Origin of the sequence: Pollutimonas nitritireducens, from assembly GCF_002849615.1 — a bacterium.
GTDB classification, from domain to species: domain Bacteria; phylum Pseudomonadota; class Gammaproteobacteria; order Burkholderiales; family Burkholderiaceae_B; genus Pollutimonas; species Pollutimonas nitritireducens.
The window spans coordinates 206,125-222,773 of record NZ_PDNV01000003.1 but is presented as its reverse complement, the minus strand read 5'-3'; the positions used below and the strand labels follow the sequence as shown (position 1 = coordinate 222,773).

General features: G+C 57.6%; 9 protein-coding genes. 5 read left to right on the top strand and 4 right to left on the bottom strand.

Annotated features, from left to right (window positions below; translation table 11 throughout):
* Nucleotides 1-41 precede the first annotated feature (41 nt).
* Nucleotides 42-2,822, bottom strand: coding sequence for a bifunctional [glutamate--ammonia ligase]-adenylyl-L-tyrosine phosphorylase/[glutamate--ammonia-ligase] adenylyltransferase (glnE, locus tag CR155_RS05475; RefSeq protein WP_102068984.1), 2,781 nt, complete (start codon nucleotides 2,820-2,822; stop codon nucleotides 42-44).
* 103 nt (nucleotides 2,823-2,925) lie between these two features.
* On the opposite strand from glnE, the gene CR155_RS05470 reads away from it, so the two are divergent.
* On the top strand, nucleotides 2,926-6,606 hold the full coding sequence (locus CR155_RS05470; RefSeq protein WP_143705182.1) for a YhdP family protein: 3,681 nt from the start codon (nucleotides 2,926-2,928) through the stop codon (nucleotides 6,604-6,606).
* A gap of 96 nt (nucleotides 6,607-6,702) precedes the next feature.
* Here the strand turns inward: CR155_RS05470 and gdhA are convergent, their stop codons facing one another.
* The 3 genes from gdhA to trxA all read right to left on the bottom strand — a co-directional run bounded on the left by gdhA (nucleotide 6,703) and on the right by trxA (nucleotide 9,705).
* Nucleotides 6,703-8,049: an NADP-specific glutamate dehydrogenase gene (gdhA, locus tag CR155_RS05465; protein WP_102068982.1), complete on the bottom strand. Its 1,347-nt coding sequence runs from the start codon at nucleotides 8,047-8,049 to the stop codon at nucleotides 6,703-6,705.
* Nucleotides 8,050-8,053: 4 nt separating this feature from the next.
* On the bottom strand, nucleotides 8,054-9,310 hold the full coding sequence (gene rho, locus CR155_RS05460; RefSeq protein ID WP_102068981.1) for a transcription termination factor Rho: 1,257 nt from the start codon (nucleotides 9,308-9,310) through the stop codon (nucleotides 8,054-8,056).
* Nucleotides 9,311-9,378: 68 nt separating this feature from the next.
* The gene (gene trxA, locus CR155_RS05455; protein WP_102069155.1) at nucleotides 9,379-9,705 is read right to left on the bottom strand and encodes a thioredoxin TrxA; all 327 of its coding nucleotides are present in this window, start codon (nucleotides 9,703-9,705) and stop codon (nucleotides 9,379-9,381) included.
* Between the two features lie 233 nt (nucleotides 9,706-9,938).
* On the opposite strand from trxA, the gene CR155_RS05450 reads away from it, so the two are divergent.
* The 4 genes from CR155_RS05450 (at nucleotide 9,939) to CR155_RS05435 (ending at nucleotide 16,643) form a co-directional block, all read left to right on the top strand.
* Nucleotides 9,939-11,900: a DNA topoisomerase IV subunit B gene (locus tag CR155_RS05450; RefSeq protein ID WP_102068980.1), complete on the top strand. Its 1,962-nt coding sequence runs from the start codon at nucleotides 9,939-9,941 to the stop codon at nucleotides 11,898-11,900.
* Nucleotides 11,901-11,918: 18 nt separating this feature from the next.
* Nucleotides 11,919-14,222 carry a DNA topoisomerase IV subunit A gene (gene parC, locus CR155_RS05445; RefSeq protein ID WP_439650417.1) on the top strand — a complete coding sequence of 768 codons (2,304 nt, stop codon included), beginning with the start codon at nucleotides 11,919-11,921 and terminating at the stop codon, nucleotides 14,220-14,222.
* 54 nt (nucleotides 14,223-14,276) lie between these two features.
* A complete protein-coding gene (locus CR155_RS05440) occupies nucleotides 14,277-15,311 on the top strand; it encodes a CDP-6-deoxy-delta-3,4-glucoseen reductase (protein ID WP_102068978.1) in 1,035 nt (344 codons plus the stop codon).
* Between the two features lie 78 nt (nucleotides 15,312-15,389).
* Nucleotides 15,390-16,643: a D-amino acid dehydrogenase gene (locus CR155_RS05435; protein WP_102068977.1), complete on the top strand. Its 1,254-nt coding sequence runs from the start codon at nucleotides 15,390-15,392 to the stop codon at nucleotides 16,641-16,643.
* The last annotated feature ends 6 nt before the right edge of the window (nucleotides 16,644-16,649 follow it).

Genomic DNA, 16,649 nt, shown 5'->3' with positions numbered 1-16,649 from the left:
CGTGGATACCGGCGTATCGATTGATGGTCGCAATCGCCATTTTAGCCTCCGATGACGGTATTCCAAAGCGCTTGTACGGCGGCGCGTTCCTTGATCAGTGCATTGGGCGGTACCCTGGCCTTTTCAGCGCCCTGCAGACGCAATGCATGTTGCGCCTTGCGGAACTCCCTGTAGGCATCGCCCGACTGACGTGCCAATTCGGGAGATATGAGCCCGGCTTCAGCAGACAGGCGCAATAGCGCGATATTGCCCAGGTTCTCCAGCAATACCGGATACTGGCGAGCATGGCAAAGCACCAGATACTGTGTGATGAACTCCACATCCACCATGCCGCCGCGATCATGCTTCACGTCGAAGTTGGGCCCCGGATTAGGATGCCCGGCAATGATTTTTTCGCGCATGCTGCGTACTTCCATCCGGAATGCCTGGGGATCACGCGGCAACAGCATGACGTCCTGGCGTATGCGGTCGAACCGCTTGCCGATTTCCGGGTCTCCTGCCACGAATCGCGCCCGTGTGATTGCCTGGTGCTCCCAAGCCCAGGCGTGCTTGGTCTGGTATTCGGCAAATGCTTCGACCGATACGGCGAGCAAGCCGGCATCGCCATCGGGACGTAGCCGCAGGTCAATTTCATATAGACGACCCGACGACGTCATGGTGGACAGCCACGACGACATGCGCCTTCCCAGTTTGGCGTAGATCTCGCCTGCCTCATCTTCGCCGGGGTGGTCGTAGAGGAATACCAGATCGAGATCGGACGCATAGCCAATTTCCTTGCCGCCAAGCTTGCCATAGGCAATGATCGCGAATTTCGGGGGAGTCAGGTCTTTTCGGTTCTTGCGGCGTTGCACCAGCGGCCACACACGGTATATCGTTTCCGCGAGGAGCGTGTCGGCCAGCGCCGACAGGCGGTCTCCCAGATGTTCAACGGTCACGACGCCTTCCAGGTCCTGGGCGAGGAGTTGGAATGTGATCTGATGCTGCAGATCGCGCATCAGGTTCATCTGCTGCTCGATATCCGGCTGTCCGTCAGGCAGGGTGCACGCATCCAGTTCGCTGTGCAATTGTTTGGCGATTTGTTGGAAGTCTGGCGGTTCCAGCAGAGAATGCCATTCGATGAGGCTGTCCAGCAAAAGAGGATAGCGGCTAAGATAGTCGGAGGCCCAGGGACTGGCGCTGACTATGCGCGCCACCCGTGCAAGAGTGTCGGGATACTCGGCCAGCAGGGCCAGGTATGCACTGCGCTGCGCAATGTTCTCGACCAGCGTCAATAGTCGTATGGTCGTTTCCTGGGGCTGTTCGGTCTGGGCCGCGATACTGATAATGGAGGGCAGCAATGTTTCAATCCGCTTCCGGCTGGTTATAGGCAGGCTGCGGATGCGGTGGCTGTCCATCAAGGCATCGACGCGCTGGCAAATGGCTGGCGCCTGCGCGCCCAGGTGCTCACAGATATGCTCAGTCAGATTACCGCAAGGCGCTTCGGCGTGTGAAGGCGATGTATCGTCGCCATTCTCGTCATCGCCTCCCATGCCTGCAAGTCGAAAGGCATTACGAAAATTCTGTTCGACGTAGGCTCGGTGATCCGACAGCTGGGCATCGAATTCCGATAGTGTCATGTGCATGGATTGCGCCAATCCGAGGCGTTGCTCTTCGTCGCGCGGGAGCAAGTGGGTCTGCTCGTCCTCCCGATACTGCAGCCGGTGCTCGACCTGCCGCAGAAAGCAATAGGCGGCTTCGAGCTTGTCGGCGACTTCACTTGAAATGACGCCCGCGTCTTTCTGAGCGTGCAGCGCGGACAGTAGTGAACGTTGTTGCAGCGACGGCATGCGGCCGCCGCGTATCAGTTGGTTCAATTGAACGATAAACTCGATTTCGCGGATGCCGCCGTCGCCAAGCTTGATGTTATGCACCGTATCGACGCCTGTGCGTGCCAAAGCACGTCGCTGCCAGTCCTGGCGTATGCGTTCACGCAAACCGCGCAGTGCCGACAGGGCGTCGAAGTCGAAGTACTTGCGGTAGACAAAGGGAATGCGCAGGGACTCGAGTTGTTCAAGCTGGCTGGCGGGATCGCTGTCGGGAAATGCCTTGCAGGGAATGCTTCGGCTTTTCAGCCAGGCATACCGTTCCCATTCGCGTCCCTGGGTTACCAGATAGTTTTCCAGAGCGTCCAGGCTCCAGGCCAGAGGACCTGAGTCGCCGTCCGGGCGCAGGCGCAGGTCGGTACGGAATACCTGGCCATCGGCATCGAGTTCCGAGAGGACCGGCATCATGCGTTGCGTCACGCGTCCATAGAACTCGTGATGACTCAGCTTCCGCCTCCCTGTGGTTTCTCCTTCCTCACCGTACAGCATGATGAGATCGATGTCGGACGATACGTTGAGTTCTTCCCCCCCGAGTTTCCCCATGCCCACGATCAACAATTCTTGCGGTCGGCCCGTATTCGGATCCAGTGGCACGCCATGAGCGTCGGCAAGGCTGTTTACGACACTTTTATATGCTTCGGCCACGGCCAGGTCGGCGAGTGCGGACATGGCTGTCACCACTTCATGAAGGGGGGCGCAACCGTTGATGTCACGTACCATGGTGGTGAAGAACACCCGTTCGCGCAACTGGCGCAATACCCTGCGGATATCCGGCAAGGCAAGTGCGGTGACGGTGGTGTCCTGTCGCAGTTCATCAAACCAGGCATGGATGGTGTCTGGCGAGACAGGCTGCTGGATCGCGCTGATCAGCCAATGCTCGAACGCGTTGTTGGCGCCCAGCTTGCGGCGCAGGGCGCCAGACCATTGCAGGGCGGGCTCTAATATAATGGCGAGTGACATAAGGTTTGGAAGAAAGGGGTGAGGCTGGCAAACAGCGAGATGAAAACCGTGAAAACGGGTACAAGATACTGCAAATAATACTGTTCTGGCTAATTCTCAATCGGTGCTACGAATCGCTTCCCCCTTCTTAAAATTGCTCGCCAAGCTGTTGCTCCTCGTCTATTTCGCGGCAGGCGGCCTGTTTCTCGGTGTCAGGTACTGGTTGCTGCCCAATGTCGATCAGTGGAGACCGCAGATAGCGCAGCAGCTGTCTTCAGCCTTGAATGTCACCGTAAACCTGGGGCATATCAGCGCCGACTGGAGCGGTCTGCGTCCGCGACTTGCCATGTCCGATGTTACGTTGATCGACAAGCGTCAACGCAAAGTGCTGGACCTCCCGCATGTCCGGGCCGAGCTGAGCTGGCGCAGCGTGGCCACATTGACGCTCCAGTTTTCACGCATCGATGCCAGCGGTGTCGATGTCAGTGTGCGCCGCGACCGTTTTGAGCGGTTCTGGGTCATGGGGCAATCGTTCGAGCCCAGTGTTCCCGAACAGCTGGATTCCGGCGTGTACGACGAAGTGATGGGCTGGCTGGCGACCCAACGCCAGGTTGTGTTGCGTGATTCGACGCTGCGTTGGCTGGATGAAACACGTACGAGGATCCCCTTGGTGTTCAGGGATATGACACTGGTCCTGCAGAATCGCGGCAGTGACCACCGTTTTTCCTTGAGTGCGGCGCCCCCCTCGGAGTTGGGAAGGTCCTTGGACCTGCGCGGCGAATTCAGGCAATTAACGGCTGCGCAAGGGCAGGCCTTTTCTTTGCGCAATAGCGTAGGCACCTTGTATGCTCATATAGACCGGATGAGTCCTTTGGGCTGGAGCACCTGGATCGACACACCACGCCAGCTTTTGTCGGGCGAGGTTACGGCAAAGGGGTGGCTGGAACTGAATGCGGGCACGATGGGACGCTACACGTTGGACATGGCGGCCTGGAACGGACGCTGGACGCTGGATGAACTCCCTGACGGCGGCCACGTCGCGGCTGAATTCCTGCACCTTTATCTGGCAGGCGGCTGGAACGGCTTCCAGGACGTATTTCCGTCGCTTTTGGACCTCGAGATGGCCGGTCGGCCACTCATCGGAGCCACCGGTTCAGCCGCGCCCATCGCACCGGTCGAAATTCGTCTGGCGGCCAAAGGCCTGGAATTCCAGGCCCCGACCCTGTTTGGTCGAACATTGCGTTTCGACATGTTGGATGCAAAAGGCAGCGCCAAGAGATCCCCGGACTCCACCTTGCAGCTGGATGTCGAACGTGTCAACCTGTCCAATCGCGATATGCAGGCCAGCCTGGCCGGCAGTTGGCGCGAAGGTGGCTCGAGCCCTGCCGGGCAGATCGATGCGTATGGACGCTTTCGACATGCGCTGATCGCATCAATCGACGATTACCTGCCCAACACTGTCAGCGTGGAGGCTCGCGACTGGATGGCCACAGGCCTGCTGGATGGTCAGATTGACAATGCAACTCTGACGCTCAACGGTGATCTTGCGCACTTTCCGTTTGCCCAAGACCCATCGAAAGGCAATTTTCGTGTCGTCGGGGAGTTTTCAGGAGGCGTCATCGACTACCTTCCCGCCGACGATAAATCGCCGGGCTGGCCGCGGATTTCAGATATGCGAGGCCGGGCGTCGTTGAACAGGGCCGATCTTCGCTTGGTCACGGACCGGGCGCTGATGCATCCCGACTCCGGCCTGCCCATCCAGTTAAGCACCGTCTTTGCCCATATTCCCAACATCGAGGAAAAACCTGTGCTGACCGTGCAGGGCACTACGCGCGGTGATAGTAAGGCCTATCTGGCGCTGATAACCCGTTCGCCGTTAGGTGAAATGCTGGATGGCGTGCTCAATACGGCAACGGCCGAGGGCGAATGGGTGGTTCCGCTAGGCTTGAACATCCCCCTGCTTCATAGCCGCGATACAACAGTGCGGGGCGCAATCAGGTTTTCAGGCGGCAGCGTGCGCCTGTCACCAGCCATGCCGCCGTTTACACAACTGGCCGGCACTCTCGATTTTTCAGATGCCGGTCTCAGCGCAAAGGGATTGAAAGGAAGGTTTCTTGGAGGTCCTGTGTCCCTGAGTGGTGAGGCTGGTAAGGACGCGTCCACGGGTTTGCAAATGCAAGGACAGGTCGGCGCTGACGCGTTGGCGGGCTTTGTAGGCATGCAGGGAATGAAGCGCCTGAAGGGTACGGTACCGTACACGGCAGTGTTTCACCACGCCCGTACCCAGAAACTTTCTTTCACGATCAATTCAGATTTATCCGGTTTGGCACTTGATTTGCCCCCACCCCTTGGAAAGACTGCCGCGCAGTCGATGCCGTTGAGAATCGATTGGGGCGAACATACTGATGGCAAGCTCGTGGCCATGAAGATTGCGGTGGGCAACACGATACATGCCACGCTGCTGCATGACAGGAAGCAGGTTGCCGGCCCGTACTTCTCTTCGGCCGCGCTGGGCGTGAACCAGGATGCGGTGCTTTCAGGCGCCGGTGCGAATGTCGATATCCGCTACCCATCTGTCAATGTCGATGCCTGGGACCGCGTGATCACCGAATTTGCCACCCCGCTGCCCGAGACAAAAAAAGGCCAGAACTACCGATTGTTACCCGAGCTGCGCCAACTGCGCCTGCAGACCGGGCGGGCGCAGGCCTTGGGGCTGGTATTTGATGAGCTGACCTTCACCGCCCGTCGTCCAGCAACCGCACAGTGGCGTGTGGACATTAGTTCTTCGCAAACGGCCGGCACACTGTTCTGGCGCGAAGCGCATCAGCGGATTGCGGGACATATCGACGCCAAATTCGACCGGCTGGCCCTGGGGTCCCAAAAGAAGGCCGGTGCAGACGGCAAAGCGCCCGACGACCAAAGCTACGAGGTCAGCGATCAACTCGATATACCGGGCGTCAATCTGTACGTGAAGAACTTGCGTCTGTACGGTCGGGATGCCGGTGAATTGACTGTCGTAGGCGTCAATCAGGCCCGTGGACAGTTATGGCGGCTTGATCAGTTGAAGGTGACCGGTCCTGGAGGTCTATTGACGGGGGCGGGTACGTGGCGGCTTAGCGGCAAGGACCGCGGGTTGACACTGGATGCCGAAGCGACGTTCAGCAACCTTGGTGAATACCTCGAGCACGCCGGTTTCAAGGATCTCATGAGGGGAGGCGCTGGCAAAGTCGTTGGCCGCCTGGAATGGCACAATATGCCGTGGGACGTGAGTCGGGCCGACTTGAACGGTAAAGTGGAGATCGACCTGCAGAATGGCCGGTTCAGCAGCGTGAATTCTCGATCGTCACGCTTGCTGGAATTATTATCGCTGCAGTCGTTGCAAAGATTGGCGCGTATGGACATCAACCCTGCCGGATTGGCCAAAGACGGCTTTCCGTACGACAGGCTGCGTGGCACTTTGCTATTGAATAGCGGTGTGATGAGTACTGACGACTACCGCGTCGTAGGTCCGGTGGGTACTATCGTCCTTGCCGGCGACATCAATTTGATCAGTGAGCGATTGGATCTCGAAGCGGTGGTCGTACCGAACCTGGATGTCAGCGGAGCGGCCATCGCGGCTGGTATCGCCATCAATCCTATCGTGGGTATAGGCGCGTTTCTGACGCAGTGGTTGTTGAAAACGCCTTTGGCCAAGGCAATGACTGCACAATATCATATCGACGGCGACTGGGATGATCCCAAGATCAGCGATACGGTTGTACCCGCCGCGTCAAAGGTGAAAGAATCCAGTCCCATCACACCCTGAAATGTCGGGGGTGTACGGATGTCGGAAACAATGATGCCGCAGCGCGTGGCCCGCGAAGGCACTACGCTGCGGCATCATTGTATTGGTTGCCAGCTGCTAACAAATACCTTGTTGAAGCATGGCGTCAGCCACTTTGACGAAGCCAGCGATGTTGGCGCCATTTACGTAGTTGACCGATTTGGCGCCAGAGCTTGTACCGTGCCGCACACAGTTCTCGTGAATGTCGCGCATGATCGCGTGCAACTTGCTATCGACCTGTTCACGTGTCCACTGCAGACGCTGTGAGTTTTGGCTCATTTCGAGACCGGATACGGCCACGCCGCCCGCATTGCTGGCCTTACCCGGCGCATACAGGATGTTGGCATCGATAAAGGCGTCGACGGCATTCAGGCTGGTTGGCATGTTGGCGCCTTCGGCGACACAACGGACACCATTCTTGATCAGCGTTTTGGCATCGTCGATTTCAAGCTCATTCTGCGTGGCGCAGGGAAGGGCGACATCGACTGGCACGTGCCACGGTCTTTTTCCCGCTTCATAGACGAGCTTGAACTGCTTGGCGTAGTCTTCGACCCGCCCCCGCTGCTTGGTCTTGAGCTCGATGAGCGCGGCCAGCTTTTCAGGGGTAAAACCGGCTTTATCGATCACGGCCCCATGAGAGTCACTGACCGTGATGACCTTGGCGCCCAGTTGCATGCACTTTTCGATGGCGTATTGAGCAACGTTGCCCGAACCCGATACGGACACCGTCAGACCTTCCATCGATTGGCGCGCGTGCTTGAGCATTTCTTCGGCAAAATAGACCGTGCCGTATCCCGTGGCTTCCGGGCGGATCAGGCTGCCTCCGAAGCTTAGACCTTTGCCAGTGAAGACCGACCCGGCCGAATTCGACAGCTTCTTCATCATGCCAGCCATGAAGCCGACTTCGCGAGCTCCTACGCCGATATCCCCGGCCGGAACGTCGGTGTCGGGACCCAGGTGTCGGTACAGTTCGACGATGAGGGCCTGACAGAAGCGCATGACCTCGCCATCGGACTTGCCTTTCGGGTCGAAATCGGAGCCGCCTTTTCCGCCACCCATGGGAAGCGTCGTCAGCGCATTCTTGAATGTCTGTTCAAATGCCAGAAATTTCAGGATCGACAGGTTTACAGACGGGTGAAAGCGCATGCCGCCCTTGTATGGACCGATGCTCGCGCTGTGCTGGATACGAAAACCGCGATTGATTTGCACTTTGCCTTGGTCGTCCACCCAGGAAATGCGAAATTGAATGACCCGCTCCGGCTCGACCAAGCGTTCCAGGATGCCATGCTGCGCGTAATGAGGGTTCTGTTCAATGAACGGCCAAAGGCTGTGCATGACCTCTTTGACGGCCTGCATGAACTCCGGCTGATTCGGGTCGCGGGCGTGTATCTGGGCAAGAAACTGATCGAGCGTAGGTAGGGTCATCGTTTTATTTCTTCATCATGTCGAAAAATTCGGAATTGGTCTTGGTCGCGCGGATTTTATCCAGGATGAATTCCATGGCTTGGACTTCATCCATGTCGTGGATGAATTTACGCAGTACCCAGATCTTCTGCAGAAGTTCTGGTTTGATCAAGAGTTCTTCGCGGCGCGTACCGGACTTGTTCAGGTTGATAGCCGGATAAACGCGTTTTTCGGCCAGGCGGCGTTCCAGATGAACTTCAGAGTTGCCGGTGCCTTTGAATTCTTCGTAGATGACTTCATCCATCCGGCTGCCCGTTTCCACCAGGGCTGTACCAATGATGGTCAGCGAGCCGCCTTCTTCCACGTTGCGGGCAGCACCGAAAAATCGTTTGGGTCGTTGCAGCGCATTGGCGTCGACGCCACCGGTAAGGACCTTGCCGGAGGCGGGGACCACGGTGTTGTAGGCACGCGCCAGGCGTGTGATGGAATCAAGCAGGATGACGACATCTTTTTTGAGCTCGACCAGGCGCTTGGCTTTTTCAATGACCATTTCGGCCACTTGTACGTGCCGCGTGGCGGGTTCGTCGAAGGTGGATGCCACGACTTCACCGCGCACGGTGCGTTGCATCTCGGTAACTTCTTCCGGGCGTTCATCGACCAGCAACACGATCATGACCGCGTCAGGATAGTTGGCACTGATCGCGTGAGCCATGTGCTGCATGATCACTGTCTTGCCGGATTTGGGGCTGGCCACGATAAGGGCGCGCTGACCTTTGCCGATCGGGGCAAAGATATCCATGATTCGGCCGGTGACGTTTTCTTCGCTTTTAATGTCGCGTTCAAGCGTCATTACCTCGTCCGGATGCAGTGGCGTGAGGTTCTCAAACATGATGCGGTGCTTGATGGCCTCGGGTTGCATGCCATTGACTTTGTCGACCTTGACCAAGGCAAAATAGCGCTCGCCGTCTTTGGGAGTACGAACCTCACCCTCGATGGAGTCACCGGTATGCAGATTGAAGCGACGAATCTGTGACGGCGAAATATAAATGTCGTCGGTACTGGCCAGATAGGAGGTTTCAGGCGAGCGCAGGAAACCAAAACCGTCAGGCAGGACTTCGAGGACGCCGTCGCCGAAGATCTGTTCGCCTTGCTTGGCATGCCGCTTCATGATGGCAAACATCAGTTCTTGTTTGCGCAGCCGGCTGGCATTGTCTATGTCAAGGGCGGCGGCCATTTCGAGAAGCTTCGAAACGTGCTGTGCTTTTAATTCGGTGAGATGCATGTGCAGAAAGAGGGGGGTATTTGCAAAGTAGTGGCGAGCCTAGAGCAGGCTCGCGCGAAAACGACCTTTTACAGGGATTCGTCTAGGAAGGTGTTGAGTTGCGACTTGGACAGTGCGCCGACTTTCGTGGCAGCAGGCTTGCCGTCTTTGAAGAGCATGAGGGTGGGGATGCCGCGAATGCCGAACTTGGCAGCTGTCTCGGGGTTTTCGTCCACGTCGACTTTGGCTATGATAACACGCCCCTCGTATTGGCCCGCTGCCTCTTCGAGCAGGGGGGCGATCATTTTGCAGGGGCCGCACCATGCGGCCCAGTAATCGACCAGTACGGGTACGTCGGAGTTCAGGACGTCATTCTCGAAAGACGCGTCGCTCACGTGTTTGATGGATTCGCTCATGATAGGAAAACTAAGAAGATGATAGTGACTTGAATTTGCCGTCAGGAAGAAAGACAGCAAGACCATGTATTCTAATAAGCAAACGGCGCCTGGCGCCCGTTTTTTTACAAGCATACCACTGACAGCCCCGCCGCGCACAAGGCGTTTTGTCCATGATGGCGCGGGCTGCATCCACTGCAATAAAGCGCATACTCCGTAAAATACCGTAATTCCTACAGAAATTAGAGAAAAAATTGGCTACACCACGCTACGACGAAACATCCATCCGAGTACTCAAAGGTCTTGAACCCGTGCGTCAACGGCCCGGCATGTACACACGTACCGACCATCCCCTGCATATTCTCCAGGAAGTCATCGACAATGCTGCAGACGAAGCCCTGGCCGGATTCGTCCAGCAAATAAAGGTGACCCTGCACACCGACGGCAGCGTGACCGTCGAAGACGATGGGCGTGGCATTCCCGTGGGTCTGCACCCCGAAGAGCACGCTCCTGTGGTCGAACTGGTTTTCACACGGCTCCATGCCGGAGGCAAGTTCGACAAGAAGGATGGCGGTGCCTATGCGTTTTCAGGCGGCCTGCATGGTGTCGGCGTTTCAGTGACCAACGCACTGTCCACCCGGCTCGAAGTGCGCGTGTGGCGTGATGGCAAGACACACGAGCTGGTATTTGCCCATGGTGACGTGCTGGAACCCTTGCAAGAGCTGGATCCGGTCGGGCGAAAAAAAACCGGTACGCGAGTGCGGGTCTGGCCCGATCCCAAATATTTCGACTCGGCGACCATACCCATGGCGGAGCTTGTGCATGTATTGCGCAGCAAGGCTGTCCTGTTGAATGGCATCAAGGTTACGTTGACGCTCGAGAAAACCGCCGAAACACGCGAATGGCAATATGAAGACGGCGTGCGCGGCTATCTGGAAGAGGCCTTGGGCGACGCCGAGAAAATCATACCGGTCTTCGAGGGCAGACAATACGCCGGCGACGACGACGATTCCTTTGCGCCGGGGGAAGGCGCGCACTGGGTGGTCGTATGGACGGCCGACGGCCCCGTGGTAAGGGAGTCGTATGTGAACCTTATCTCGACCACGGCGGGCGGTACCCATGAAGCGGGGCTGCGCGACGGATTGTTCAACGCCGTCAAGTCGTTTGCCGAGTTGCACAGTCTGGTGCCCAAGGGCGTCAAGCTGCTGCCGGAAGATGTCTTTGCACGGGCCAGTTTCGTATTGTCCGCCAAAGTGCTCGATCCCCAGTTCCAGGGGCAGATCAAGGAACGCCTGAATAGCCGGGATGCCGTGCGACTGGTGAGCGGGTTCTCCAGGAATGCGCTGGACCTCTGGTTGCATGCCCATGTCGAGTATGGCAAGAAGCTGGCCGAGAGCGCCATACGACAGGCGCAGGCCCGTGCCAAGTCGGCGCAGAAAGTGGAAAAACGCAAGAGCTCCGGTGTGGCGGTATTGCCCGGCAAGTTGACTGACTGCGAGTCCAGTGACATTTCCCGGACGGAGGTCTTCCTGGTCGAAGGAGACTCGGCTGGCGGCTCGGCAAAAATGGGGCGCGACAAGGGCTTTCAGGCGGTCCTGCCCCTGAGAGGCAAGGTATTGAATTCCTGGGAGGTCGACCGCGATCGCTTGTTCGCCAATAATGAAATCCACGATATTGCGGTGGCCATCGGGGTGGATCCCCATGGGATTGACGACAAAGCCGATCTTTCCGGCTTGCGCTACGGGCGTGTCTGCATATTGTCGGATGCCGACGTGGATGGCTCGCATATTCAGGTGCTTTTGCTGACATTGTTTTTCCGCCACTTTCCCCGGCTGGTCGAAGCCGGACATGTATATGTTGCTCGTCCTCCCTTATTTCGGCTGGACGTGCCAGCGGCCGGCAAGCGGCCTGCGCGCAAGGTATATTGCCTGGATCAGGGCGAGCTCGATGCGGCACAGGACAAATTGCGCAAGGAAGGCGTGCGCGAAGCGTCGTGGAGCATCAGCCGGTTCAAGGGCCTGGGCGAAATGAGCGCCGAGCAGCTATGGGACACGACGATGAACCCCGATACCCGTCGGCTTACGCCAGTGGCGTACGGCGACCTTGGGCTGGCGGCTACAACGCAGATGTTCGATATGCTGATGGGAAAGGGGGAATCGGCGCAACGCCGCACCTGGCTCGAGCAGAAAGGAAATCTGGCCGAGGTCGACGTTTAAATCCACACAGAGATGACAATGGACAGTATTCAAACAGGCTTGTTCGACGAAGCACCGAACGGCGATAGTATTACGCTCGCGCATTACGCGGAGCAGGCATACCTTGATTATGCCGTATCGGTGGTACGGGGAAGGGCATTGCCCGATCTCACCGATGGCCAAAAGCCGGTCCAACGCCGCATTCTCTACTCCATGCAGGCCATGGGGCTTACCTCCGGCGCGAAGCCGGTCAAATCCGCCCGGGTCGTGGGCGATGTGCTTGGCAAGTATCACCCTCATGGCGATCAAGCCGCTTACGATGCCATGGTGCGTATGGCGCAAGATTTCATGTTGCGCTATCCCCTGGTGGATGGTCAGGGCAACTTCGGCTCGCGTGACGGCGACAACGCGGCGGCCATGCGGTATACCGAGGCCAGGCTCACCCCTTTTGCCCGCGTGTTGCTCGACGAACTCGACGAAGGCACGGTGGATTTCGCGCCGAACTACGATGGTAGCCAGAAAGAGCCCATGCTGCTGCCGGCGCGATTGCCGGTCATGCTGCTCAATGGCGCGTCGGGCATTGCCGTGGGCATGGCCACTGAGATTCCCGCCCATAATTTGCGGGAGATCGCCAGTGCATGCGTGAGCCTCATCAAGAATCCCAAACTCTCCGACGAGGATCTCTACGCCCTTGTGCCGGGGCCCGATTTCGCGGGAGGCGGACAGATCATTTCCTCACCGGCCGATATCGCACATATCTATAGCGTGGGGCGCGGTTCCATCAAGGCCCGCGCACGGTGGCAGTTCGAGGAACTTGCCAGGGGGCAATGGCAGCTGGTCATCACCGAACTGCCGCCCGGCACCTCGTCGCAGAAAATCCTGGAAGAAATCGAGGATCGGACCAATCCCAAGATCAAGGCGGGCAAAAAAAGCCTCAGTACCGATCAACAGCAGACCAAAGCCCTCATTCTGGGATTGCTGGACACCGTGCGCGACGAATCCGGCAAACAGGCCTCGATACGTCTGGTTTTCGAACCCAAGAGCAGCCGCATAGACCGGAATGAATTCATCAACACGCTCCTGGCCCAGACCAGCATGGAAACCGGCGTTTCCATCAACCTGGTGTGTATCGGCACCGATGGGAGACCCGGCCAGCGGTCCCTGCGCCAGGTCTTGACCGATTGGCTGGGATTTCGCGCGCACACGATTACCCGTCGCACCCAGTTCAGGCTGGATAAAGTCACCGATCGCATCCATGTGCTGGAAGGCCGGATGGTCGTTTACCTGAATGTGGACGAAGTGATCCAGACCATACGCGAATCGGATGAGCCACGCACTGCACTGATGCAGCGCTTTGACTTGTCCGAGCGTCAGGCCGAAGATATTCTTGAAATGCGCTTGCGTCAGTTAGCACGGCTGGAAGGCTTCAAGATAGAAAAAGAGTTGGCCGTCCAGAAGGACGAACAGACTACCCTACAGGAATTGCTGCACAATCCCAATGCTTTCAAGCGTCTGATGATCAAGGAAATCGAAGCCGACGCGAAGACCTATGGCGATGATCGACGCACGCTGATAGAAACCGCTGAACGCGCTGTGCTAGAAAGCCGCGTCATTGAAGAGCCGGTAACAGTCATTATTTCCCAACGTGGCTGGCTTCGTACCCGCCAGGGGCATGGCCACGATGTCGGGCAGTTCAGCTTCAAGGCGGGCGACGGCCTTTATGATGCGATTGAATGCCTCAGTACCGACGATCTCGTCGCGTTCTCCACCAGTGGCCGCGTGTATACCGTGGCCGTGGCAGGATTGCCTTCGGCACGTGGCGATGGCCAGCCGATCACCACGATGATAGAAATGGAGGCAGGCAGCCGCATCACCCACATGATCGCCGGTGCTGCCAGCCAGCGTTATGTGCTTGGCACACAGGATGGCTATGGTTTCATCACCACGCTCAAAGACCTCACCTCGCGCCAACGCGCTGGCAAGCAATTCGTTACGCTGGAAAAGGACGGCGTTTTATTGAAACCCATAGGACTGCGCGCTACAGATCACTATATCGCGATGTTGTCCAAAAAAGGGCGTTTCCTGGTCGTGGACCTTGCTGAACTCAAGTCCCTTTCCGGAGGCGGGCGAGGCACCATACTCATGGGTCTGGATGCAGGCGATGTGCTCGCCCAGTGCGTGCCAGGGGGTGCGGCCGGCATATCGGTCAGCGGGATATACCGCAACAAGGAAACAGTGCAGGAACTCGACACTGCCGCCCTGGAAGACTATGTGGGAAAACGGGCACGCAAGGGCAAAGCCTTGTCGGTAAAGGTCAAGCAACCCGTGCTGTCCCCGGTGTAACCCGCGGTGCCCTAAAATGCGTACATTCCCTTAAATTTTTGACTACTAGCGATTATGAGTTTCAAGGTCACGGTTCACCCCAGCAATCACGAATTCCAGGTCGAAGAGGGCCAGTCCGTGCTCGATGGCGCCCTGGCGGCGGGCATCGTTCTGCCTTATAGTTGTCGCAATGGAGCATGCTCGACCTGTAAAGGCAAGGTGGTTTCGGGCGAATTCGATGCGGGACCGAGTCCCGCACAGATACTGTCTCCTGAAGACCTGGCGCAGGGCTATACCTTGTTCTGCCAGGCCAGGCCCCAGTCCGATCTGTTGATCGAGGCCCACGAAATCCGCATGGCCAGCGACATCCAGATACGCAAGATGCCATCCCGCGTCATGGCCCTCGACCTCGCCGCCAGCGACGTCATGATAATAAAGCTGCAATTGCCTGCTACGGACCCGTTTCGGTTCTATGCGGGACAGTATCTGGAATTCATCCTGAAGGATGGCCGCCGGCGCAGCTATTCCATGGCCACGCCGCCGTCCGAAAACAACCTGGTCGAACTCCACATTCGCCACACGCCAGGAGGCGTCTTCACCGATCATGTATTCGGAGCCGGCGCAACGCAGATGAAAGTTCGCGAGATCCTGCGTGTCGAAGGGCCATTCGGTTCATTCTTTTTGCGGGACGATAGCGACAAGCCGGTAATTTTCCTGGTCAGTGGCACGGGCTTTGCACCCATAAAGGCCATCGTCGAGCGCATGATTGAGTCCGGCAACCAGCGCGAGGCAGTCCTGTACTGGGGGGGGCGCCGCCCAGGCGATCTGTACATGCACGACAAGGCGATGGAATGGACGCAGACCTTGCCCCATTTCAGCTATGTGCCGGTGGTGTCCGACGCTCGAGCCGAAGATGGCTGGAACGGTCGTACCGGGTTTGTCCACCAGGCTGTACTCGATGACTTTCCTGATCTTTCCGGGTATCAGGTATATGCCTGCGGGGCTCCCATCATGGTGGAAAGCGCCAGGAAAGCGTTTATTGGGAACAGAGGATTGCCCGAAGAAGACTTCTTCGCCGACGCATTCACGACGGAAGCCGACGTACCCTAGGCGATCGCGGACAGAGCGCGGGCCGGCAGCAAAGGCGTCTTATAGCGCCTCTCTTCATCAGCGGCAAAGGCAACGACTATGAGAATAGCAATACTGGGTAGCGGTATTATCGGAATTTCGACCGCATGGTGGCTCAACCAGGCGGGACACGACGTGGTGGTCATTGACCGCGAAACTGGGCCTGCCCAGGAAACCAGTCGAGCCAACGGCTGCCAGATCTCGGTTTCTTACGCCGAGCCCTGGGCAAATCCGCAGGCGCCCCTTAAACTCGCTCGTTGGCTCTTTCGGGACGATGCGCCCTTGCTGTTTCGTCCGCAATTTGATTTGCGCCAATGGTGGTGGGGCCTGATGTTCCTGCGTGAATGCCTGCCCGGTCGCCTCGCGCCGAATATACGTGCCATGGTTCGTCTTGCAGAATACAGCCGGAATACATTGCGTCATATGCGCAGCGACCTGGGCATACAATACGATCACCTCGAACAGGGCATTATCAATTTCTATCGGGATCCCGCTGAATTTGAAAGTTCCCAGGAAATGGCGGGCGTCATGCGCAACTTCGGCGTAGACCGGCGCATCGTGACGACCGACGAAATCGTCCAGCTGGAACCGTCCCTGGCTCATATGCGCAGCTCAATCGTGGGCGGTGATTACACCGCGGAAGATGAAACCGGCGACATCTATTTGTTTACGACGGCTCTCGCCGAGCGGGCGCGACATGCGGGCGTGGAATTCCGTTACTCTACCGAGCTCACCCGGTTGATACCCGCGGGTGGACGAATCACCGGGGCGGAAGTCATCCGGCCGGACGGTTTATATGAAACCGTACACGCTGATGCCTACGTGGCCGCGCTGGGTTCTTATACGCCGCATTTCGTGGCACCCCTGGGTATTCCCTGCAATGTCTATCCGGCCAAAGGCTATTCCGCCTCGTTCGATATCGTGGATGCAACCGCGGCGCCGACAATCAGCCTGACGGACAGCGCACACAAAGTCGTATACAGCCGTCTGGGCAATCAACTGCGTATGGCGGGCACGGCGGAACTTTCCGGGTATTCGCGTGCTCTTAATACAATCCGTTGCGATAATATGCTGCGGCTCGCCCAAGAGTTGTTTCCAACGGCGCTGGATTTTGATAACGTACGCTTCTGGTCGGGACTGCGCCCTGCAACACCTTCGAATGTTCCTCTTATCGGCAAGACAAGAATCCGGAACCTGTATCTCAATACCGGCCACGGTACATTGGGTTGGACCATGGGCGTTGGTTCAGGCCGCGCCTTGGCCGACATCATTTCGGGCCGCCAACCCGAACCCGAATTTCCTTTTCTAGGTTAATTGTTT

Bases quoted from the DNA above. Each gene is read 5' to 3' on its own strand.
- CR155_RS05435 (WP_102068977.1), top strand. From the start codon at position 15,390: ATGAGAATAGCAATACTGGGTAGCGGTATTATCGGAATTTCGACCGCA.
- CR155_RS05440 (WP_102068978.1), top strand. From the start codon at position 14,277: ATGAGTTTCAAGGTCACGGTTCACCCCAGCAATCACGAATTCCAGGTC.
- rho (WP_102068981.1), bottom strand. From the start codon at position 9,310: ATGCATCTCACCGAATTAAAAGCACAGCACGTTTCGAAGCTTCTCGAA.
- gdhA (WP_102068982.1), bottom strand. From the start codon at position 8,049: ATGACCCTACCTACGCTCGATCAGTTTCTTGCCCAGATACACGCCCGC.
- glnE (WP_102068984.1), bottom strand. From the start codon at position 2,822: ATGTCACTCGCCATTATATTAGAGCCCGCCCTGCAATGGTCTGGCGCC.
- parC (WP_439650417.1), top strand. From the start codon at position 11,919: ATGGACAGTATTCAAACAGGCTTGTTCGACGAAGCACCGAACGGCGAT.
- trxA (WP_102069155.1), bottom strand. From the start codon at position 9,705: ATGAGCGAATCCATCAAACACGTGAGCGACGCGTCTTTCGAGAATGAC.